13 protein-coding genes are annotated in these 20,719 nt (G+C 63.3%); 5 read left to right on the top strand and 8 right to left on the bottom strand.

Annotation, left to right across the window (positions count from 1 at the left end; genetic code table 11):
- Nucleotides 1-69 precede the first annotated feature (69 nt).
- Together PP263_RS20240 and PP263_RS20235 are read right to left on the bottom strand one after the other, a co-directional pair.
- Nucleotides 70-2,019 carry an aconitate hydratase gene (locus tag PP263_RS20240; RefSeq protein ID WP_308365846.1) on the bottom strand — a complete coding sequence of 650 codons (1,950 nt, stop codon included), beginning with the start codon at nucleotides 2,017-2,019 and terminating at the stop codon, nucleotides 70-72.
- Between the two features lie 108 nt (nucleotides 2,020-2,127).
- Entirely contained in the window at nucleotides 2,128-7,329 is a 5,202-nt protein-coding gene (locus PP263_RS20235) for a DUF748 domain-containing protein (protein WP_308365845.1), read from the bottom strand.
- Nucleotides 7,330-7,774: 445 nt separating this feature from the next.
- On the opposite strand from PP263_RS20235, the gene selD reads away from it, so the two are divergent.
- From selD to cobB, 3 genes are all read left to right on the top strand, one after another.
- Nucleotides 7,775-10,042, top strand: coding sequence for a selenide, water dikinase SelD (gene selD, locus PP263_RS20230; protein ID WP_308365844.1), 2,268 nt, complete (start codon nucleotides 7,775-7,777; stop codon nucleotides 10,040-10,042).
- Nucleotides 10,043-10,266: 224 nt separating this feature from the next.
- On the top strand, nucleotides 10,267-11,562 hold the full coding sequence (locus PP263_RS20225; protein WP_308365843.1) for an NAD(P)/FAD-dependent oxidoreductase: 1,296 nt from the start codon (nucleotides 10,267-10,269) through the stop codon (nucleotides 11,560-11,562).
- Between the two features lie 210 nt (nucleotides 11,563-11,772).
- On the top strand, nucleotides 11,773-12,486 hold the full coding sequence (gene cobB, locus PP263_RS20220; protein ID WP_308365842.1) for a Sir2 family NAD+-dependent deacetylase: 714 nt from the start codon (nucleotides 11,773-11,775) through the stop codon (nucleotides 12,484-12,486).
- On the opposite strand, the gene PP263_RS20215 is transcribed toward cobB, so the two are convergent.
- Both PP263_RS20215 and PP263_RS20210 read right to left on the bottom strand, forming a co-directional pair.
- Nucleotides 12,423-14,318 (bottom strand): hypothetical protein, encoded by a 1,896-nt coding sequence (locus PP263_RS20215; RefSeq protein WP_308365841.1) that lies wholly within the window; start codon nucleotides 14,316-14,318, stop codon nucleotides 12,423-12,425. The genes cobB and PP263_RS20215 overlap by 64 nt on opposite strands.
- Before the next feature lie 141 nt (nucleotides 14,319-14,459).
- Nucleotides 14,460-14,933: a hypothetical protein gene (locus PP263_RS20210; protein ID WP_308365840.1), complete on the bottom strand. Its 474-nt coding sequence runs from the start codon at nucleotides 14,931-14,933 to the stop codon at nucleotides 14,460-14,462.
- 413 nt (nucleotides 14,934-15,346) lie between these two features.
- Here PP263_RS20210 and PP263_RS20205 point away from each other — a divergent pair, with 413 nt between their 5' ends.
- A complete protein-coding gene (locus PP263_RS20205; protein ID WP_308365839.1) occupies nucleotides 15,347-15,793 on the top strand; it encodes a CBS domain-containing protein in 447 nt (148 codons plus the stop codon).
- Between the two features lie 84 nt (nucleotides 15,794-15,877).
- On the opposite strand, the gene PP263_RS20200 is transcribed toward PP263_RS20205, so the two are convergent.
- Nucleotides 15,878-17,737 (bottom strand): SLC13 family permease, encoded by a 1,860-nt coding sequence (locus PP263_RS20200; protein WP_308365838.1) that lies wholly within the window; start codon nucleotides 17,735-17,737, stop codon nucleotides 15,878-15,880.
- A gap of 78 nt (nucleotides 17,738-17,815) precedes the next feature.
- Here PP263_RS20200 and mnmH point away from each other — a divergent pair, with 78 nt between their 5' ends.
- Complete coding sequence (gene mnmH, locus PP263_RS20195) at nucleotides 17,816-18,874, top strand: tRNA 2-selenouridine(34) synthase MnmH (RefSeq protein WP_308365837.1); 1,059 nt, start codon at nucleotides 17,816-17,818, stop codon at nucleotides 18,872-18,874.
- Between the two features lie 80 nt (nucleotides 18,875-18,954).
- Here the strand turns inward: mnmH and PP263_RS20190 are convergent, their stop codons facing one another.
- From PP263_RS20190 to PP263_RS20180, 3 genes are read right to left on the bottom strand one after another with little or no spacing between them, the layout of a single operon-like run.
- Nucleotides 18,955-19,884 carry an SDR family oxidoreductase gene (locus PP263_RS20190; protein ID WP_308365835.1) on the bottom strand — a complete coding sequence of 310 codons (930 nt, stop codon included), beginning with the start codon at nucleotides 19,882-19,884 and terminating at the stop codon, nucleotides 18,955-18,957.
- Between the two features lie 12 nt (nucleotides 19,885-19,896).
- Nucleotides 19,897-20,268 carry a VOC family protein gene (locus PP263_RS20185; protein WP_308365834.1) on the bottom strand — a complete coding sequence of 124 codons (372 nt, stop codon included), beginning with the start codon at nucleotides 20,266-20,268 and terminating at the stop codon, nucleotides 19,897-19,899.
- 56 nt (nucleotides 20,269-20,324) lie between these two features.
- The gene (locus PP263_RS20180) at nucleotides 20,325-20,693 is read right to left on the bottom strand and encodes a DUF2750 domain-containing protein (protein ID WP_308365833.1); all 369 of its coding nucleotides are present in this window, start codon (nucleotides 20,691-20,693) and stop codon (nucleotides 20,325-20,327) included.
- Nucleotides 20,694-20,719 lie beyond the last annotated feature (26 nt).

Raw genomic sequence — 20,719 nt, 5'->3', positions numbered from 1 at the left:
GTACCGTATACAAGCGTTACCAGCACAACAATACTTAGATATCTGAGATTTCGTGGAAGCGTCAACTCTTCAGTGGATATCCGGGTGTTCCTCCCGCGTCCGGCTGATCAACCCACCCGCTCTGAGCGTTGCAATCTCCTCCTCCGAGAGATCGTGGCGCAGGGTGATCTGCTCTCCGGAGGACAGGTTCTTGAGCTGCACCGGCTGGTCCTCCACCAGCTGGTCCACCGGGTTGTCCAGTTCCAGTTCGGCGTCCTGTTGCAGTTTGTCGTAGTCATCGGGGTTTTCGAACAACAGTGGGATTATGCCGAAATTGACCAGGTTGCGCCGGTGGATGCGCGCCATGCTCTTGGCGATCACGCAGCGCACCCCCAGGTAACGCGGCGTGATGGCGGCGTGCTCCCGGCTGGAGCCCTGGCCATAGTTTTCTCCACCCACCACGAAGCAGTCGCCTTTCAGGTCTATGGCGCGTTGGTAAAAATCTTTGTCGATACGAGAGAAGGTGTAGCGGCTGATTTCGGGAATATTGGAACGCAGCGGCAGTATCTCTGCACCGGCGGGAAGTATTTCATCGGTGGAGACATTGTCGCCGGTCTTGAGCAGCAGCGGACCTTTTAATATTTTTGGCAGCGATTCGAAGTCCGGTAGCGGCTTGATATTGGGGCCCTTTTCCAGTTCCACGACCTCTATCAGGGAAGAGTCCATCGGCGCCAGCAGCAGCGGGCGCATATCCGGCAGCTGTTCCGGCTCGGTAAAAGACGGGTAGTCCATATCCATATCGCGGGGATCGGTGATCTCGCCGCGGAGCGCGCTGGCGGTGGCGGTCTCCGGGCTGCACAGGTAGACCTGGTCCTCCACGGTGCCGGAGCGGCCGGGGAAGTTGCGCGGCACGGTTCGCAGGCTGATGCGCCCGCTGGCTGGCGCCTGCCCCATGCCGATACAGCCGCCGCAGCCGGTCTGGTGCAGGCGCGCGCCGGCTTCCAGTAATTTCGCCAGTTCTCCGCTGCGGCTGATTTCCTCGAGCAGCTGGCGCGAGGTGGGGTTGATATCGAAGGAGACGCCGTCGCCCACCCGCCGGCCGGCGACCATCTGCGCGGGGATGACAAAGTCCCGCAGGCCCGGGTTGGCGGAGGAGCCGATATAGCTCTGGTAGATGGGCCTGCCCGCCACCTCGCGCACCGGCACCACTTTGTCCGGACTGGATGGGCAGGCGATCAGCGGCTCCAAAGTGGAAAGGTCGATGGTGTCGGCCTCGTCATAACTGGCGCCATCGTCCGCGGCCAGTTCGACGAAATCCGCCTCCCGTTGCTGTTGCCGCAAAAATGCCCTGACCGCGCGATCGGCGGGAAAGACACTGGTGGTTGCCCCCAGTTCCTGGCCCATATTGGCGATCACGTGGCGGTCCATGGCGGTGAGTTTATCCAGGCCGGGACCGTAATATTCGACAATTTTATTCACGCAACCCTTCACCGTCTGCCGGCGCAGCATCTCCAGGATAATATCCTTGGCGCTCACCCAGGGGGGGAGTTCACCCTCCAGCTTCACCCCGAGAATCTTCGGCATCTTGGTGGAGAAAGGTATGCCTGCCATGGCCAGGGCCACCTGCAAACCGCCGGCGCCGATTGCCAGCATGCCCATTGAGCCGGCGGCACAGGTGTGGCTGTCGGAACCCAACAGAGTCTTACCGGGGATGCCGAAGCAGCACATATGCACCGGGTGACTGACGCCGTTGCCCGGGCGCGAATACCAGACGCCGTATTTGCGACAGGCGCTCTGCAGGAACAGGTGATCGTCGGCGTTCTTGAAATCCGTCTGCAGCAGGTTGTGATCCACGTATTGCGCGGAAATTTCGGTCTTCACCCGCGGCAGGCCCAGGGCCTCGAATTCCAGCATCACCATGGTGCCGGTGGCATCCTGGGTGAGGGTCTGGTCGATCACCAGTTCGATCGGCGCGCCGGGCTCCAGGGAGCCGCTGGCGAGATGGGGTTGGATAAGTTTCTGCGCAAGATTCATGGCCATAACTATTTTCTTCCGTAGGATGGGCAAAGCGCAGCACTCCCATCTATGCCCGTCTGATGGGCACGCTGCGCTTTGCCCATCCTACAAAAAACAGCATCTTCAACAGCTTTAATTGGAAAGCTCCACCCGCGGCTCCTCGAAATCGCGGCCGTTGTAGTCCGGCGCGCACTGGATGAATTTGTCCGCGGTAATGCCGGAGTTCAACAGGAAAAGTTGCACACGCTGGCTGCGGCGATCGGCCAGCTCTTCCAACTCCTCGTGTATCTCGGTGGGCGGGAAGCGATAGAAGGTTTCCCGCGCCTTGCGGCTGCCACGCATGCCAGGCGTACTGGCGGGATACAGCGCAATCCAGTCCCGGGCGGTGGCGACACCACAGATGCCCGGGCGTGCCTCCGGGCGTTCTCTTAATGTAGACACCACATCCGCCAGGTGCTCCCTGGCCTCCATGCTCAATTCGTCACTGCCCGGGGCAAAGGGCACCGGTTTGAAGCGCACGGCGCGAAAACGCTCCCACGCCAGGCGCGCGAGGGTGTAGAAGCCCAGTGGCGTAAAGTAGCTGAACAGCGCCTCCATGATGGCACGTTGCAGAAGGTCGCCAAAGATAAAGCTGAAGGAGAATTTCGGGTCATAGAGATCGCCGGTTATCGGCATGGAGAAACGCACATTGCCCTTGCCGTCGCGCAACAGCGCCAGGGCGATATTCAAGGGAATGAGCGTTTTCTCCACTGGCAGGGAATCCCCGTCGCGCACCCGGCGCACTTTGATTTTGTTCAGCACGATTTCGGAAAGGGCATCCACCTTGTTGTCCACGATGCGAATATCCATCGTGGCGTCCACCTGCCCCTGCAGGATCTTGTAGCCCAGCAGGTTGGCCATATAAGGGCTGGCGGGAATCAGGTTGACGTTTTTGAGATAGCCCGTCAGGTTGGCGTCCCATTTCCGGGTGTCCTTGTAGTCGATAAACCCCGCCAGCTGCACTTCCCCCAGGCCCCCGGGGCGGGCATTCACCAGCAGGATGGCCGGCGGGTGCAGCGGGTGACTGCTGGCGTTGATCAGGCGCAGGTTGATCTCGCGCACCGGCAACCGGCTGCGGAACCGGCCCAGGTGATCGATCCAGGTTAACATGCCACTGTCGATATTGACGTCGCCGATGCGGTAGCGGAATTTCAGTTTTTCGGTGACCGCTTCTCCCGCCCTGGCCAAGGTCGGCATTTCGCCGGTAAGGGCCGCCACCTTTCTGCGCAGGGGAAACTCCCCCAGGCGGTCGCGAACCAGGATCGCCTTAGGCCGCACCATATCGACGCTGGCAATATCCAGGTGGTCTCCCACGCGGTCATAGTGCAGGCGATCGACCCGCAGCAGCTCCACTTCGCCACTCCAGGCGTGGTGCCCGTAGTCCGGTGCATCTTCGGCGCGGCCGAAGAATGCGACCCCGCCGGCCTCTGCATACTGGAAGCGCAGCTGCCGTTCGCTGGCAAACAGCTGTTCCACCCAGACCGAATCCCCGCGCACCAGCCGTTCCCCGCCGGCGCTCAGGATCCGCGGCTGTTCCAGCCGGATAGAGTCCAACGCCAACCCCCCTCCATCGCGGCCGCGATAGTTTCCACGGGTTTCCAGGCTGTCCGCCGCCACGCAGTGATCCACGCGACTGATGTAGCCGCGGGGAATGCAGCCGCTGATACCGCTCATGCGCAAATCGTCGGCGGAAACCTCCCCGGCGCCGAAGCGAAGAACCCCCGCGCTCAGGGATTCCAATTGCAGTAGCTGGGCCTGCCCCTTCGGGTAGTCCGCCTGGATCAACCGCGCACCGTCGATAACCAGCCCGTGCAATTCGATGATCCGCCCGGCGGGGGTATCCACGCGCTCGATGCCCTGCAGCCGCATGGGTCCCAATTGATAGCAGGGTGCCAGCCGCGTATCTCCCAGCCAGCCGGCCGGCAGGCAGCCGCTCAGGCCGGATAGGCTGCCGATCGACAGGCCGTCGCCGCCGTAGGTGAGTTGGTCCAGTTGAACCCGGGCAAATTCCCAGGGCTCGCCGGACCGATTGCCGATCGACAGGTCCGCCAGCACGATGGAGCCGCCGAAGGAAAATGGTGGCGCCAGTGACAGCCTTTGTGTCCCCGGCAGATAGAGATCGCCCAGCCGGATACAGGAATCCCCCACCGGCGCCTTCGCCGCCTCCGCGACCTGTGCGGCCACCTGTTCCACGGGTCCGACAGGACAGCCCTGGAAATCGTGTATCCGCAGATCCGTTACCCACACCACAGGGCCACCGTTCCAGCGCAACTTTTTCCAGCTCAAACGCTGCAGCCCAACCTGTGCGTATTCCCCCTCCTCCTGCCACAGGGCTATCGCCTCCGAATTCAATTCCCCCAGTTCCAGGCGCGCCACCGCGGGGGTCAGGCCGATGCGGCTGACGCCGGCAAACTGCAGGTCCTCCGCGGCGATGCAATCCGCTATCCCCCAGGCCCGCGCGTTTTCAGGCAGGAGGGTCCAGAGTCCGCAGGCCAGCAGCTGGTGCACTTCCAACCCGTAAAGCTCCAGCGCATCCGGTGTCAGCGACAGTCGCGCCACTTCGACAGCTTCGATGCGCCAGAGGGGTTCCGCCACCGGCGCCACTTTCAGCAATGTGCGCCCCAGTGTCAGTCCGGGGGCTTCTTCCGCCCCCACTGTGCGCAAATCCGAAGTGGAAATGCAACGGGGAAGGCCGGAGCGCAGGGTGAAGTCCTGGGGCAGGCAGCCGTGCAGTTGGGCGGCGGAAACATTTTTTATTTTCAGGCGCGTCGCCTTTGCGGTATCGCGCAGCCAGGCGATTTCCAGCCGCGGCGCCAGGAATTTCTGCACATCGATAACAACCTGGTTTTCCTGTTCTGTGAGGAGTATCCGTCGCGCCAGGGTACCGTTCAGATTTGCCGACACCTGGCGCCGGTCTATCTGCACTTGAAAGTTCTCGCCCAGGCGCACGTCGGATAAATCCGCACAGCGAATATCGAGCACCGGGGAGGCAACCGAAGACGGCAGGCAACCATTGAAGCCCTCCAGGGAGAAATACGGCAGGAAAAAATCCGCACTGCGGTTCCACTGCAGATAGCGGACCCGCGCCTCGGGCACCCGCAGGCCGGACAGGCTGAATAAATCGCCGCCCGCCAGGGTTTTCGTCTCCGCCCGATCCAGGGTCAGCTCCGCCGCAATCAGGTCCACTCCGCCTCCCCAGGCGACTTTCAATGGCTGGTGCTGACGCAGGTTGAGCAGGTCGAAACAGCCGGGCATTTGCCGCGGCTCTTGGTACAGCAGCCGCGCCCAGCTGTGTGGCAGGCAACCCTGCAAACTGCTGAGGGAGAGGCGCTCCAACTGCAGGTTGGGCCGGCGCACATCCGGCACCTGCGCCGCGCCCCTGTCATCCGCGGCCCGCTCGTCCGGCAGCAGGCCTTTCTCTCCGCCGTCGTCGGCCTCGGCTGAAGCGAGAGAGGTCGCGGACTTGCGCGGCCGGCTGTCGTCGATCCAGGGGTTCTCGGTATCACTCTGGCGACGGAAATAACCGTGACCGGTGTGCAGTTGTCGCAGCAGCAGTCCGCGATCGCCATTCAGCCGATCCGCCAGCAACATGCGCTCCAGCCACAGTTCACCGAGGATAAGGAAGCCGTCGTCACCGTCGGTCCAGGCGAAATTCCCCACCCCGGAAAGGCGGCGCACGTCCGCGCACAGGGAGCGCAACCGCCGCGGCAGGAGCGCGTCCGGCAGGCAGCCGGAAAGAAATTTCAGGTCGAAATCCTGCAGCCGCAGCGGCGAGCCGGACCCGGACAAGCTGATATGTTGCCAGCGCAGTTCCCGCACCTGCAGTTGCGGCTGCCCCTCGCGCTTCAGGCTGAACTCAGCCAGCGTCAACTGGCCGCTGTCAAAGCCCCAGGGCTGCCCCTCGCGCCGCGAGGCGAAGCGGATCTGCAGCGGCTCCGGGGTGCGCAGGCCGGCCATACGCAGGCAGAAGTCATCCGTTTTCCACAGGCTGCCGGGAATACAGCCGCTGGCACTGCCCATCTCCAGGCCGCGGAATTCCAGGCTGCGTTCTGCGCCCGTATAGTTGAGTTCGCCGATCAGGGTGTCATTCAGGGTAAGCGGGTTGCGCACATCGCCGGCCCGATCCAGCAGCCGGGTCTGCTGCAGGCGGCCGCCGGTGGTGTGCACATTCAGGCGCTGGCTCCAGTCGAAGACCACCGGCTCGGGCAGTTGCAGGGTGCCGGCGCGCACGCAGTAGTGGTGTTCGCGATTGCGCCACGCCGACGGACACCAGTCGAAGGCGGTGGCGCCGGCACGGTGCCAGGTGAGTTTCTTTTCCTCGCGGGTATAACGGAAGCGGTTCATGGCCAAGGTGTCCGCCCGCCAGTTGGGGTAGCGGCGATTGCTGTGGCGCAGCAGGATGCCCTGGCCGCTGGCCCTCTGCCACTGCGCCCGGGCCTCGGGGCCGAAGGAAAACAACAGCTCGCCTTCCAGTTGCAACTTCCGCGCTGCGCCGCAGTGGCCGATCACCCGGCGCAGGCCCGGCCGCACTTCAGCCCAACGCTCCGGCGGACAACTGGCGAAGTGCTCGGCTTCGAGCCGCGCGGCGGTGATACGGTTGCCCGGGTGTTTGAACAGCGCCTCCTCCAGGTCCAGTTTCACCAGCGCGGTATTGGGATCGCCGTCTCTGCCATCTCTCGCCAGCAGGTTGCGCAGGTGCAGCCGGTCGGCACCGATCGTCAGTTGCAATGGATCATCACCGCGGCGCAGCACCCGCACCAGGAAATCCTGCGCGCGCAGCTCGGTGAAATCGATACAGGTGGGCGTCTGCCACTGGGGCCTGTGGCGGTAGCAGAGCCGGCTGTCGTGGACGCGCAGGCGTTCGAACAGCAGGCGCAGGTCCCGCTGTGCAGGGGGTACCGCCCCCAGTCTCAATCCACCGATCTCCCAGAAGCGGCGCCCGTCCTCCCACCGGGATTCCAGGTCCATGTGCGCGCCGTCCAGGTACGCCTCCTGCAATTGCATGCGCCCGCGCAGCAACTGCCACCAGCTGTAGTTGAGCATCAGCTCCCGCGCGCGGAAACCGCGCCCGCGATCGTTTTTTATTCGCACCCCATGCACATAGAGACTCAGCGTGGGGATGGATACATACAGATGATCGATCTGCGTCTCCATGCCTCGCTGCCGCAGCCAGTGCTCGATGCTCTCCCGCACCAGGATAGAGGCGGTAATGGAAAACAGCCCCAGCAGCAACAGCCCAACCACCAGCCACCGGAACAGGCGCTTGAATGGAGCGATAAACTGGGAAGACTGCATTGGCATTATTGGTAAACAGCGCTGAAAATGAATTTGGCGAAACAGGGGGCTGCAGCGGCGCCCACTAATTAAAGACCAGCGCCACGGGGATTTTTGTAAGCTGACGCGCAATAATGCGCGTAGTGTGGTGTCTCGTACTAAATGGTCATATCAGCGGGCCGCTAAGCGGCCAGATGCAAGGCGCATTTGCGCTGGCGTAGTTGTTCTACGTCAAGCAAATGCAACGCCGCAGATGGCTGCTTAGCGGCCCGCCCGGAGGGAGCCCCCCAAAATGCCCACAGCTGCGTTGCAGCTCTTGAAAATGGAATGACCATTCCCTGCGAGCTGCGCCTAACTGTGAGCATTTTGGGGGGCTCTGATAGGACCATTTAGTACGAGACACCACACTAGGCCGGTTCGGCCATTAGACTGCCTATTAATTGATCATTACTATCCGCGAGAGACCATGCAGGAGTACCCCAATTACCAGGATATCGTCCTGGTCGGCGGCGGCCACGCCCACACCATAGTGCTGCGAATGTGGGCCATGAACCCGCTGCCGGGGGCGCGCCTGACCCTGGTCTCACCGCAAATGCAAACCGCCTACTCCGGTATGTTGCCGGGGCTGGTGGCGGGCCACTACCGCACAGATGAAATCCATATCGACTTGGCGCGCCTCTGCCGCGCTGCCGGTGCGCGCTTTATTCAGGCCAGCGCCCGGCACATCGACCTGCATCAGCGCAGCATTTCCCTGGCCGATCGCCCGGAGTTGGAATTCGACCTGCTGTCGCTGGACGTGGGCGCCACCCCCGCGCGGGATATCCCGGGCTCGGAACTGGCGATTCCGGTAAAACCTGTCGGCGACTTCCACCGCCACTGGCAGCAGCTCCAGGAACAGATGCGGAACAGCGGTGCGCCGCTGAAACTCGGCGTGGTGGGCGGCGGCGCCGGTGGCTGTGAACTGGCGATGGCGGTATCCCACACCCTGGGGGATCGTGCCGAAATACACTTGGTGCACAACAGCGACCGCCTGCCGGAGCAGTACCCGCCACTGGCGCGCACACTGGTGTCGCGGGAAATGGACAGACTCGGGATACAGGTGCACCGCAACTGGCCGGTGGCGGAAATCACCGGCGGCGGATTGCGTAGCGAAGACGGCCGCACCCTGGCGCTGGACCGGGTGCTGCTCTGCACCCAGGCCAGCGCGCCGACCTGGCTGGCGGGTAGCGGCCTGGCCCTGGACGAGCGCGGTTTCGTACTGGTGGATGAAAAACTGCGCGCACAGGGTCGGGCAAATATTTTCGCCGTCGGCGACGTGGCCAGCTTCGCCGAGCAGCCGCTGCCCAAGGCCGGAGTCTACGCGGTGCGCCAGGGCCCCGTGCTGTTCCACAACCTGCGCGCGGCGCTTATCGGCAAGCCGCTGAAAGGCTTCCGGCCGCAGAGACATTTCCTCAGCCTGCTCTCCTGCGGCGGCAAGCGCGCCGTGGCCGTGCGCAACGGCCTCGCGGTCGCGGGCGGCGGCCTGTGGCGCTGGAAAAACCATATCGACCGCGCTTTTATGCGGCGCTTCAGTGAATTGCCCATGATCATGGAACCGCCGCGGCGCCCGCGGGAAATCATCGGCGAACGCAGCGGTATCGCCCTGGAGAAAATGCGCTGCAGCGGCTGCGGCGCCAAGGTGGGCGCCCAGGTGCTGAACCGCGCCCTGGAAAAACTACCGCCGCAGCAGTCCCCATACTTGCGCCGGGGCGCGGGGGACGACGCCGCGGTGATGGACCTGCCCCACGGCAAACTGTTGGTGCAGAGTTCGGATCAGCTCCGCGCGCTGGTCTCCGACCCCTGGCTGTTCGGCCGCCTGGCGGCGCTGCACGCGTTGTCGGACCTGTTCGCCATGCACGCCCAGCCCGTCGCTGCGCAGGCGCTGGTCACCCTGCCGCTGGCGACGGCGGAACTGGCCCGGCGCGACCTGCAGCAGTTGCTCGACGGCGCGGCCCTGGAACTCAACCGCCACCACTGCGCCCTGAGCGGCGGACACACCGCCGAGGGTGCGGAGCTGCAACTGGGTCTCACGGTCAACGGCATCGCCGACCCGGAGCAGTTGTTGGAAAAGACCGGCGCCAGCCCCGGCGATTGCCTGGTGCTGAGCAAACCGCTGGGCGTGGGCACCCTGTTCGCCGCCGAGGGGCTGGGAAAAGCGCGCAGCCGCTGGCTGCAGGAAGCATTGCAGACCATGCTGCAGAGCAACGCTGCCGCCGCGGAAATCTTCGCCCGCCACAGCGCTCGCGCACTCACCGATATCACCGGCTTCGGCCTGCTCGGCCATCTACTGGAAATGCTCGGCCTCGACTATGCCGGCGGCGGGACGGGTCCCCTGGGCGCGACCCTGATTGCGGAAAACCTGCCGCTGCTGTCCGGCGCCGCCCACTGCGCGGAACAGGGCTGGTTGTCCAGCCTGCAGCCGCAGAATGCCACCGCCTATGGCAGCGTCGACAACCCCGGCGAGTGGGGTGCGCTGCCCCACTGGGCGCTGCTCACCGATCCGCAGACCTGCGGCGGATTGCTCGCCGCGATACCGGCCGCCCAAGCGGAGAAATGTGTACGCGCGCTGCAACTGGCGGGGTGCGAGCGGGCGGCAATTGTCGGCGTGGTGAACACCGCCGGTGGACGGCCAATACGACTGGCCCGAAAGGTGGACTGGCAGCAGCTGGCCGCGCAAAGTGAAACCATCTTGTAGGAGCGGCGGGGCGGCCATCCGCCATGCCCGCGATCGAGGAGACGGCAAACATCGATCGCGGGCATGGCCCGCTCCTACAGGGTGCCCGCGCAAATTGCCAATCGCGCACCGCTGGGGGATACTGGCGCCACCACAAAGCGCCGACAATCCGGCGACGATAAAAACGCAGCGATGGTCTTTCACAGATTGGGGAATCGGTTTTTAGCAGTCGACAGGAAGACCTTATGAAGAAAATTGTTATCGTCGGCGGCGGCGCCGGCGGCCTGCAGCTGGCCACCCGGCTGGGCCACTATTTCTCGCGCAAACGCCAGCGCAAATCCCCCGCGGCACACGTCACCCTGGTGGACAGGAATCGCACCCATATCTGGAAACCCCTGCTGCACCAGGTAGCCACCGGCGCGCTGGACTCCAGCCTGGATGCGCTCAATTACCAGGTGCACGCCCGTGGCAACGGCTTCGATTTCCAACTGGGCAGCCTGCACAAGCTCGATCGCAGCCGGCAGGTGATCGAGTTAAGCCCGGTGCTGGACAGCGAGGGGCGCCAGTTGGTACCGGCGCGTGAACTGGAGTACGACTACCTGGTGCTGGCCCTGGGCAGCCAGAGCAATGACTTCCACACCCCGGGGGTACGCGATCACTGCGTGTTCCTTGACAGCAGCGAGCAGGCGCGGCGATTTCACCGCCTGCTGCTGGACCGCTTCCTGCAACTGGAAACCCATGTCACCGACAAGATGCAGATCGCCATTGTCGGCGGCGGCGCCACCGGTGTGGAGCTGGCTGCGGAACTGATGGACACCACCCGGCAGATGGGCCATTACGGCCATATCGCCCGCCGCGCCCTGCAAGTCACCCTGATCGAGGCCAGCCCCCACCTGCTGCCCGCACTGCCGCCGCGCCTGGGCAACAACGCCGAGCGGGAACTCAGCCGCCTGGGCGTGCGGGTGATGACCAGTTGCGCCGTGTCGGAGGCGAACAGGGAGGGCTTCGTCACCGCGAGCGGCGAGGAAATTCCCGCGTCCATCCGCGTCTGGGCCGCGGGAGTAAAAGCCGCAGACTTCCTGGCCCAGTTGGACGGCCTCGCCACCAACCGGCTCAACCAGATCGAAGTCACCGCGGATCTGCAGAGCGTCAGCGATCCGCATATCTTCGCCCTCGGCGACTGCGCCGGCTGCACCGACAGCGCCGGCCAGAAGGTGCCCCCGCGCGCCCAGGCGGCACAGCAGATGGCAGGGGTTGCCGAGTACAACCTGATCGCAGCAATCGAAGGGCGCCCGCTGAAGGAATTCCGCTATCGCGACCGCGGTTCGCTGGTCTCCCTCAGCAAACACACCGCGGTGGGCAACCTGATGGGCGCGCTGGTCAAGGGCAGCCTCACCATCGAGGGGCGTATCGCCGGCTTCGCCTACCGCTCCCTGTATCGCATGCACCTGGCAGCAGTGCACGGCTGGGCCAAGGCAATGCTGATCTACCTGGTGGGACGGGCCAACCGCTTTGTGAAGCCGCCGTTGAAAATGCATTGACTGGAGCGCGGAGCTCCATCTCCGCACGCGGGCCAAAGGCCCGCTTTTGGTGGATGCGCTACGCTTATCCACCCTACAAAACTGTTCAAGTCGTCATACCGGCGCAGGCCGGTATCCAGTCCGGTGGCTTCTGGGTTCCGGCCTGCGCCGGAACGACGAAGGGGGGGCGAACCTTGTGTTCGCCCGACCCCCGCCGCAAAATCCACAACCATGAACTACCACCGCATCGTAATCCTCACCGGCGCCGGCATCTCCGCCGAATCCGGCATCCGCACCTTTCGCGGCGCCGACGGCCTGTGGGAAAACCACCGCCTGGAAGACGTGGCCACTCCCGAAGCCTTCGACCGCGACCCGGAGCTGGTACAGCGCTTTTACAACGAACGGCGCCGGCAATTGCTCTCTCCAGAAATAGCCCCAAACGCCGCGCACCTGGCGCTGGCGGAACTGGAGCGGGAATTCCCCGGCGATTTCCTACTGGTCACCCAGAATATCGATGACCTGCACGAGCGTGCCGGCAGCCGCAACCTGATTCATATGCACGGGGAATTGCTCAAAGCGCGTTGCGGCAATACCGGCAGCCTCTACCCGATCCGCGGCGACCTGCGCACCGGCGATCCATGCGACTGCTGCGGGATGTCGGGCAGTCTGCGCCCGCACGTGGTCTGGTTCGGGGAAATGCCGCTGGAAATGGAGCGCATCTACGATGCGCTCAGCGGGTGCGATTTATTTATCAGCATCGGCACCTCGGGCAATGTGTACCCGGCGGCGGGCTTTGTCGAATGCGCCAACGCCGCCGGCGCCCACAGTGTGGAACTGAACCTGGAGCCGGGCAGCGTGCGCGATGCCTTTCACGAGCACCGCTACGGGCCGGCCTCGGCAGTGGTGGTGGGGTTTGTGCGGGAACTGCTGGAGAATCCCGAATAATCGTCGATGCTGATACCCCCGAAGACGGCTATGACCCCAATCCCCGGTGAAAGGACGGGGACCCGGTAGTAGTCGAGCAGGAACAACAGCCCGTCTTCTACGGTTTCATACTCGTAAGTCATTTCAAAGTTGGACGCGGTATGGCCGTTGTCCTCCCCCTCCCTCTCCGAGCGCTCGCTCAGCAGGTTGCCGTCGGGGCCGTAGGTATAGCTATCGGTGGTGCGGGAGAGCAGGCTGCCATCCTCGGCAGTGGAGGTTCTCACCCGCTGTTGAAGCTGGCCGTTGTCGTGGTAGTTGTACTCGGTGACGCTGTCCCGGGGCTCCCACAGACTGGACACACTGAGATTCTCCGCGTCTACTGTCGATCTCACCAGACGGCCGCCGCTGTATTCATAGCTGTAGGTGGTGCGGGAATCCACCGTCCCGTCCGCGCCGAAGTCGATTTCGGAAATGCGGGAGAGCATCCGGCCGCTGTCGTCGTATTCGTAGCGGTTCGCGGTGCGATTTTCGACGGTGCCGTCCGCATCCATATCCGTCTCCGCGCGCTCGCTGGCAACCCGATCCGCACTGTCGTAAGTCCGCGTCAGGCTGTAGCGGTAATCGACAATGCCGTCCGCCACATCGTCGCCGTCCACCTCGTCGGTCCAGTCCAGCAGGCGCCCCTCGCCGTCGTAGCTGTTGCTGCGCACCGCCCGCCTGTTGGCGACACCGTCGCCGTTGTCGTCGTCCTCCCAGGTTTCGGAGAGAAGATTGCCGGTATCGTCGTAACTGCGACGGATACTTCGGCGCACTTCTATTTCGCCGTCGGCGCCGTCATCCCACTGGTAACTGCTTTCCAGCAGGTTGCCGCCGCCGTCGTAGCGGTAGCTGTAGGCCGAAATGGTATCCACGATATCGTCCGCGCCTTCGTCCCTCTCCCGGGTATTGGAGGCTGGATTGCCGCCGGTGTCGTACTCCCGGGAAGTGCGGGAAACAGTCTCGGGGCTGCCGTCTCCATCGCTGTCGCTGCGGCTCTCCGAGTGGGTGAGCCTGTGGGCCGCGTCGTATTCAGATTCGGAAACAATTTCGAAGTCGCCGTCCGCATCATTGTCGTAGCGGTCCCCGGTCAGGCGCCCCTGCCCGTCGTAATCCTGGGCGAGAATTGAATCGACGCTTCCATCGTTACCGAAGTCACTGCGGCGCAGCACCGGCAGATGGGCCGGCACCTGAATGCCCTGGGTTCGGTACAGGTAGGGAAGCGGCACGGCGACCGGGACACTGTAATCGATCGCAAAGATGGTCTTCAGTGCGGTGAGCGTGTCGGGGCCCCGCTCGGAGGGAAAAGTGTAGAGGTTTTTGTCGAAGTTCAGACCGGTATCCGCTAGCTGTTGGTCCCAGCCGGAAGCATCGATGCCATTGTCCAGCCGACGGTCGTTATCCAGGGTGACCAGCAGCATGGCGATATTGGCAACCCGGTCGAAATCGCTGATCACTTCCGTATTCGCCAGCTCCGCGCGCAGTGTCACTTCGCTGGCTGGAGGCTCCAGCCGGTAGAGATCGAACAGATCGATGCGCTCCGCTGCCAGGGCGGAGCCCAGGGTGATGCCTCCCAGGGAAAAGGTGACTGTTTCTCCCTCCCGGTAGATAAACCCGCCCCCGCTATCGGTAAGACCTGACTGGCTGGAGGTCTGGTAGCGCACTCCCTCGACGGCGCCTTTCATAAAGACACCGGAGAGAAGATTACCGCTCTCGTCACTGCCGCCGGTATCACAGGCGCCCAGCGCGGAGAAGATCACCGCCATTGAGAGACGTTTGCAGGCCGCCGCAGGCCTCGTGGTTCCGATCCTTTTCATTATCGTGCTTCCTGTCTGTCGGTTGACGCCTACGTCTCGAAGAGCGGAACCATGCTACATGGAAGCAAAAGACATTTGTAGTTGGATGAAAGGAGGAAGGGGATGTCGCGGCCGCGGCCGCGACATGGGGAGCAGGAGGGACTAGATCTTCCAGGTCTTGACAGTTTCCAGGTCGTGCTCGGCAATCCAGTCATTCAGCTGCTTGGGATTGCGCTTTTTCTTTTCCACGGTGGCGCCGGTGTAGGGGTTGCGGTAGTGGCCGGTCTCCAGCTTCGGTTCACTGGATTTGGCGGCGACCGCGCGACGGGTGCGACGGGGGGAATCGCCTTCGCGTTTCAGGGAACGGGCAACACGGGATTTGAGGGTCTGGATATACTCCGGCGCATCCTCCTGGTTCAACTGGCCCACCAGCCAGTTCACCATTTCCTCGGCGCGTGCCACGAAGAATTCCTCCTCCGCCATATCGTATTCCGCGGCCAGGTTTATCAGCGCCTTGTCAAAAGCGATGACGCCCTGCTTTTTGCGCTCGACCTGCTCCCTCTGTTGTTGCAGCTCTTCAATTTTTGCCTGATGCTCGGCGATTTGTTGTTCAATTTGATCGTATTCCTGAAACATTCAATAAACCTCAACTGCTGTTATCAAACACAGAGATAGTAACTGTGCCGCAAAACGGCACAGGGTTTGGGCTCCGGGAAACCGGACGATATAAATTGCTTAATAACACTTTATCCGGTTTTTATCGGATAAGAAGTGTAAATATCGCGGTATATAACATGTGAAACTAAATTTGCAGCCAAAACGACTGAAATCAGTATACCGGTAACTCCTTGCGAGCCCGGGGAGCCCCGGTATTACAGAGTCTGCGCGGAACTTCGGCAGAGGTCGCGAATAATAAGCTTTCACCGGTAAATATCAACCGATATTTGGCTATATCGCTATAATCAGCGCCCTGGAGACGATTTGGTGAACATCCGCCACTGGCCTATGCTTTTGAATGCAACCGCTCTCCAGATTCAGGTTTTGTGCCTATGTCCAAACCCCGCAATATCCATCATATGCCCACCCTGGCGGCACTGATGACTCCCTTCCCCTACCATATCGATATAAGCGCCACCGTGGAGGAAGCGCTGGCGCTCATGGAGGAGCATGGGGTACATCACCTGCCGGTCACCCGCGACGGCGACCTGGAGACGGTTATATCGCGGCGGGATATCGAAAGGGCCAATGCCCCCGGCCACCGCCTGGAGGAACAGCAGCTGTATGTGCACGATCTCTGCGCCCGCCGCCCCTATATCGCCGATATTCACGACCCCCTGGACAGGATACTGCTGGCCATGGCCGACACGGGCATCGGCTCCGTGCTGGTGATGCGGGAGGGGGAATTGGCGGGAATTGTTACCGTCACCGACGCCCTGCGCTTCTGCGGCGAATACCTGGCGGACCTGGCGCGGCAGGAAGACGACTCCGTCGCCTGAAGAAATCCTCTGTAGGAGCGGCCGCTGGCCGCGATCGGCCTCCAACCGCGGCCAACGGCCGCTTCTACACCCGACCACCGCCTGCTACAGCGGCCATACCCACAACAGCATCGGAATACCGACCAGCATCACCAGAATCTCCATCGGCAACCCCATACGCCAGTAATCGCCAAACCGAAAACCGCCGGGTCCCAGGATCAGGGTATTGTTCTGGTGTCCGATCGGGGTCAGGAAGGCGCAGGATGCGCCTATGGCCACCGCCATCAGGAAGCTGTCCGGGTTGGCCTCCAGTTGCGCCGCCGCCCCCAGTGCGATGGGGCACATCACCGCGGCGGTGGCGGCGTTGTTCATAAAGTCCGACAGGGTCATGGTGATCACCAACAGCAGCGCCAGGGCCACCACCGCGTGCCCCCGGACGATATGCTCCAACATGCCTTTGGCGAGCAGTTCGGCGGCGCCGGTGGACTCCATCACCCCCGCGACTGGAATAAGAGCCGCCAGCAGCACAACCACCGATCCATCTATGGCCCCGTATACCTCGCGCAAGGGCAGTACCTTGAGCGCCATGAACGCCAGCACACAGGCGGAGAAGGAAATGGCCGCCGGCAGTAACCCGAAGGCCGCACCGGTCACCGCAAGAGCCATGGCCAGCAGGGCGACGGCGGCCTTGTGCTTGTGGGGAATGTTGATCGAGCGCTGCGCCAGCGGCACGCAACCCTGCTCGCTGGCAAAGTTGTTCAGGCGCGCATCGGTGCCCAGCATCAGCAGCGCGTCGCCGGCGTGCATCGGCGTCGAGCGCAGTCGGCGCACCGAGCGGCGCCCCTGGCGGGAGAGCGCCAGCAGGCTGATCTCGTAGTGGGTGCGGATACGCATCGCCTCCACCGAGCGGCCCACCAGGGGGGAGTCGGGCATCACCACCAGTTCGCGCAACTGAGCCTCGCTGTCCGCGGAAGGTTTGGATTCCTCCTTGTCGTCGGATTTCGACTGCTTGTCGGGCCGCAACCGACTCGGGGAGGATTCCTCCTTCTTCTTGCTTTCCTCTTCCTCCTCCTGGGATTTCTCCCCCTCCAGTTTTAGTCCCAGGGTGGAAATCACCGAGGAGAGGGATTCGGGCTCCGCTTCGATCACCAGGATATCGCCTTCGTACACCGCCCTGCCCGGCGAAGCCACCGACAGTCGCCGCTCGTTGCGCACCAGGCCCACCACCTGGGCGTCCGCCTCCCTGAGGATCTCCTCGATCTCCGCCAGGGATTTGCCGGCGGCGGAACTCTTCTCCTCCACCACTGCCTCCGTCAGGTAGGTACCGGTATCGAAAGTGGCGGCACCGGCCTGGGGGCGCATGGGCACCAGCCGCCAGCCCAGCAGCGCCACAAAGGTCACCCCCACCAGGGCTACCGTGAGCCCCACCGGGGTGAAATCGAACATGCCGTAACTGCCCGCCCCAACGCTGGCGCGGAAGCCGGATACGATCAGGTTCGGCGGAGTGCCGATCAGGGTGGTCATGCCGCCGAGGATGGTGCCGAAAGAGAGCGGCATCAGGACCTTGCCGGGCGGCAGCTGGCATTTGCCCGCCACATCTGCAGCAACCGGCATCAGCAGCGCCATGGCGCCCACATTGTTCATAAAGCCGGACATCACCGCACCGACGGCGGCGAGAACACCGATGGCGAGGGTGGGGGAATCGGTTTTGGGCATCAGCCGCTGGGCCAGCATGTCCATTGCCCCGGTACTTTGCAGCCCCCGGCTCAGGATCAGCACTGAGGCCACGGTGACCACCGCCGGGTGGGCAAACCCCATAAAAGCGTCGGCGGGTTCGAGAAGACCGACGAATACGCAGGCAAACAGCGATGCCAACGCCACCATATCGTGACGCCAGCGGCCCCATATAAACGACCCCACGGTGGCGGCGAGAATGGCGAGGATAGTGAACTGCTCTGCGTTCATTCAGTGTTAACAGGTCCTGGGAATCCGCAACGACTGCTATTCAGGGTAAACTTGCCGGCAACTTTTTGGAGATTGAATTTGCGCCAGAACGATTACCGCCAGCTTTTTTTGCTCGACACACCGCTGATGGACGTGCGCGCACCGGTGGAATTCGCCCGCGGCGCCTTCCCCGCCGCGGAAAACCACCCGCTGCTGGACGACCGCCAGCGGGAACTGGTGGGCACCGAATACAAGCGCTCCGGCCAGCAGGCGGCGATCGAACTGGGCTGGAAACTGGCCACGCCGGAAGTGCGCGCCCAGTGCCTGTCCAACTGGAGCGACTTCGTGCGCCGGCACCCGGACGGCTGCCTCTACTGCTTCCGCGGCGGCCTGCGCTCGCGCACCGCACAGCAGTTGCTGCGCGACGAGGGCATCCACTACCCGTTGGTGGAGGGCGGCTACAAGGCCATGCGCAACTTCCTGCTCGCGGAGCTGGAACAGAACTGCGCACAGCTGCCGCTGGTGGTGATCGCCGGCCGCACCGGCAGCGGCAAGACGGAGCTGATCCGGCGCGCCGCGCGCATGGTGGACCTGGAAGGCATCGCCCGCCACCGCGGCTCCAGCTTCGGGCGGACCGGACAGCCACAGCCGGCACAGATTGATTTTGAAAACTGCATCAGTATCGACCTGCTCAAACTGACACAGACCGCCGGCCCTGTGTTTCTGGAAGACGAGAGCCACCTCATCGGCCGCTGCGCCCTGCCTCTGCCGTTGCAGGCGGCGATGCAGGCGGCTCCCCGCGTACTGGTGGAGGAGCCGGTGGAAGCGCGCGCCCGGCGTATCGTCGAAGACTATGTGGCCGGGGCCCTGTCGCGCTTCGACGGCGCGGCGGCACTGGGGGAGGAACTGCGCAGCAATCTAGGCAAAATCCAGAAACGCCTGGGCGGCCTCCGCTACCAGCAGTTGGACGAACAATTGCGGGATGCCAATCTCGAACTGGAGCGAAGCGGTAACGCAGACACCTATATCCCGCTGGTGACGGCGCTGCTGCGCGATTACTACGACGGCAGTTACGACTACCTGATGAGCAAGCGCGAGGGGGAGATTCTGTTTCGCGGCGGTTTTGATGAGGTGGCGGAGTGGTTGGCTGAACGGTAGGGGGTTTGCTCCCACCCACAAAAATTTAACCTCCGGCGGGCCCAGGGCCCGCAAGCCGAGCTGGGGCTCGGCGCTCCCGGCTAGGATTTAAGGGGAATCCGCCGCAAATGAAAGCGCCGCGACAGCAACCAGTCCCTCAATCGCCGCGGTATCCAGCGAGCCATCCACGGCAGCAAGCGGCTCTTGTTGCCCAGGCGCACCAGTGCCGGCGGTCGCTTGCGCAACAGTTCAGCGGCCAGCTTGCGCGCCAGGCTGCTGGCCAGGGTGGCGTTCTGCTGCGATTCTTGCGCCCGCGCGCGCACTGCCTCCTCCTGGCGCTTGTACCAGGAGTCCGGGGCCAGCAGACCGTGCAGGGAAGTCTCCGCGTGGCGGCCGAACTCCGACGCGATGGCTCCCGGCTGCACTGTCATCACGCGGATGCCGAAAGGTTTCAGCTCCAGCCGCAGCACTTCGGATAGCGCGTGCAGCGCTGCCTTGGAGGCGCAGTAGGCGCCGGAAAAAGGCGTGGGCATCACCCCGGATACAGAACCGATATTGCAGATAACCCCGCGCCGTTCGGATTTCATCAGCGGCGCGCAGGCGCGGATCAGCGCCATGGGCGCGAATACATTGGTGCGAAACTGGCTCTCCAGGGAGCGGGTGTCCAGCTCCAGCAGCGGGCCCATCTGCCCGTAACCGGCATTGTTTACCAGGATATCCAGGCGCCCGTAGGCGGCCTTGAGCGCGTGCACCACGCGGTTGATATCCGCCTGGGAGTTGACGTCCAGCGCCTCGGTGGCGATACCCAGGTCCGCCAGTTCCTGCAGGCTCTCCGGGCGCCGCGCGGTGGCGATCACGATGGTGCCGCGGCGGTGCAGGGCCAGCGCCAGCTCGCGGCCGATACCGCTGGAACAGCCGGTGATCAGCGCCACCCGGTCCGGCACCACATAGCCGCGGCCGATCTGCGCCAGGCTCTCGGCGGCGAAAGCGCGGTCGGACGGGCGGAATCGGGATACGGGCGGTTTGTTCACGGGAAGGGCTCTCTACTCCGCTTTGAAGTGGGGATTTTCGATCAGGCCGAAAATGTTGCCGTAAGGGTCGAGAAAAGTGGCCATCAATATGCCCTCACCCACCTCCACAGCCTCGCTGTGCTGGCGCGCGCCGAGGGTGTTGAGGCGCTCCACCTGGGCGGCGATATCCCCGACACCCCAATAGGCCACCACACCGTCGGCGCGGCCGATCACATTGCGCGCATCCGGATTCAACCCCAGCTCGAAACCGCCCACATCGAACCCCACATAGCATTCGGAATCGAAATAGGGCTCCCGCTCCAACAGCCGGGTGTACCAGGCCCTGGCCTCGGCGATATCGGCGACACCGTAGACGACGGTGCGCAAGCCGAGAAATGGTCCCATCCTGAGACTCCTCGCGTTTTCGTTTTTATCCCAACTGGCGCGCTCTCTGGCGCGGCCTACTGCAACTCCTGCTCCAGTTGTTCCAGCAGGTCCAGCGGCTCCAGTTCGATACCTTCCAGTTCATCGTTCCAGTTGATGCCCACCAGCAGTACATCCTCGTGCATGCCGGTGAGCCAGTCGTCCATAAACTCTTCCAGGTCGATGGCTACGGCGTGGTAATCGGCCCAGTCGCCATCGGCGTGCAGTTCGGCAAATTCCCGCTGGGACCAAAAAGGCATTACCTCGGTGCGGGGATATTTTTCCGACTCGCACAGTGCGAAGCCCTCTTCGCCCTCCAGCGCCCAGACGCAGCCCTGCTCCGCGCACTCGGGCAAAAAGCGCGCGCAGTTGTCTTCGAAATCATTGCTCAGGGATTCGGCTTGCATGGCGGCACCTCGGGAATTTGAGAGGA

The organism is Microbulbifer sp. TB1203 (assembly GCF_030997045.1).
Classification (GTDB): Bacteria; Pseudomonadota; Gammaproteobacteria; order Pseudomonadales; family Cellvibrionaceae; genus Microbulbifer.
Note: the sequence above shows the minus strand (reverse complement) of the source record. Positions and strands in the feature narration are given on the sequence as shown.

Excerpts from the sequence above, each read along its gene's own strand:
- PP263_RS20205 (WP_308365839.1), top strand. The coding sequence starts at position 15,347 with ATGTCCAAACCCCGCAATATCCATCATATGCCCACCCTGGCGGCACTG.
- PP263_RS20225 (WP_308365843.1), top strand. The coding sequence starts at position 10,267 with ATGAAGAAAATTGTTATCGTCGGCGGCGGCGCCGGCGGCCTGCAGCTG.
- PP263_RS20185 (WP_308365834.1), bottom strand. The coding sequence starts at position 20,268 with ATGGGACCATTTCTCGGCTTGCGCACCGTCGTCTACGGTGTCGCCGAT.
- PP263_RS20180 (WP_308365833.1), bottom strand. The coding sequence starts at position 20,693 with ATGCAAGCCGAATCCCTGAGCAATGATTTCGAAGACAACTGCGCGCGC.
- PP263_RS20240 (WP_308365846.1), bottom strand. The coding sequence starts at position 2,019 with ATGGCCATGAATCTTGCGCAGAAACTTATCCAACCCCATCTCGCCAGC.
- PP263_RS20200 (WP_308365838.1), bottom strand. The coding sequence starts at position 17,737 with ATGAACGCAGAGCAGTTCACTATCCTCGCCATTCTCGCCGCCACCGTG.
- PP263_RS20210 (WP_308365840.1), bottom strand. The coding sequence starts at position 14,933 with ATGTTTCAGGAATACGATCAAATTGAACAACAAATCGCCGAGCATCAG.
- PP263_RS20235 (WP_308365845.1), bottom strand. The coding sequence starts at position 7,329 with ATGCAGTCTTCCCAGTTTATCGCTCCATTCAAGCGCCTGTTCCGGTGG.
- PP263_RS20215 (WP_308365841.1), bottom strand. The coding sequence starts at position 14,318 with ATGAAAAGGATCGGAACCACGAGGCCTGCGGCGGCCTGCAAACGTCTC.
- selD (WP_308365844.1), top strand. The coding sequence starts at position 7,775 with ATGCAGGAGTACCCCAATTACCAGGATATCGTCCTGGTCGGCGGCGGC.
- cobB (WP_308365842.1), top strand. The coding sequence starts at position 11,773 with ATGAACTACCACCGCATCGTAATCCTCACCGGCGCCGGCATCTCCGCC.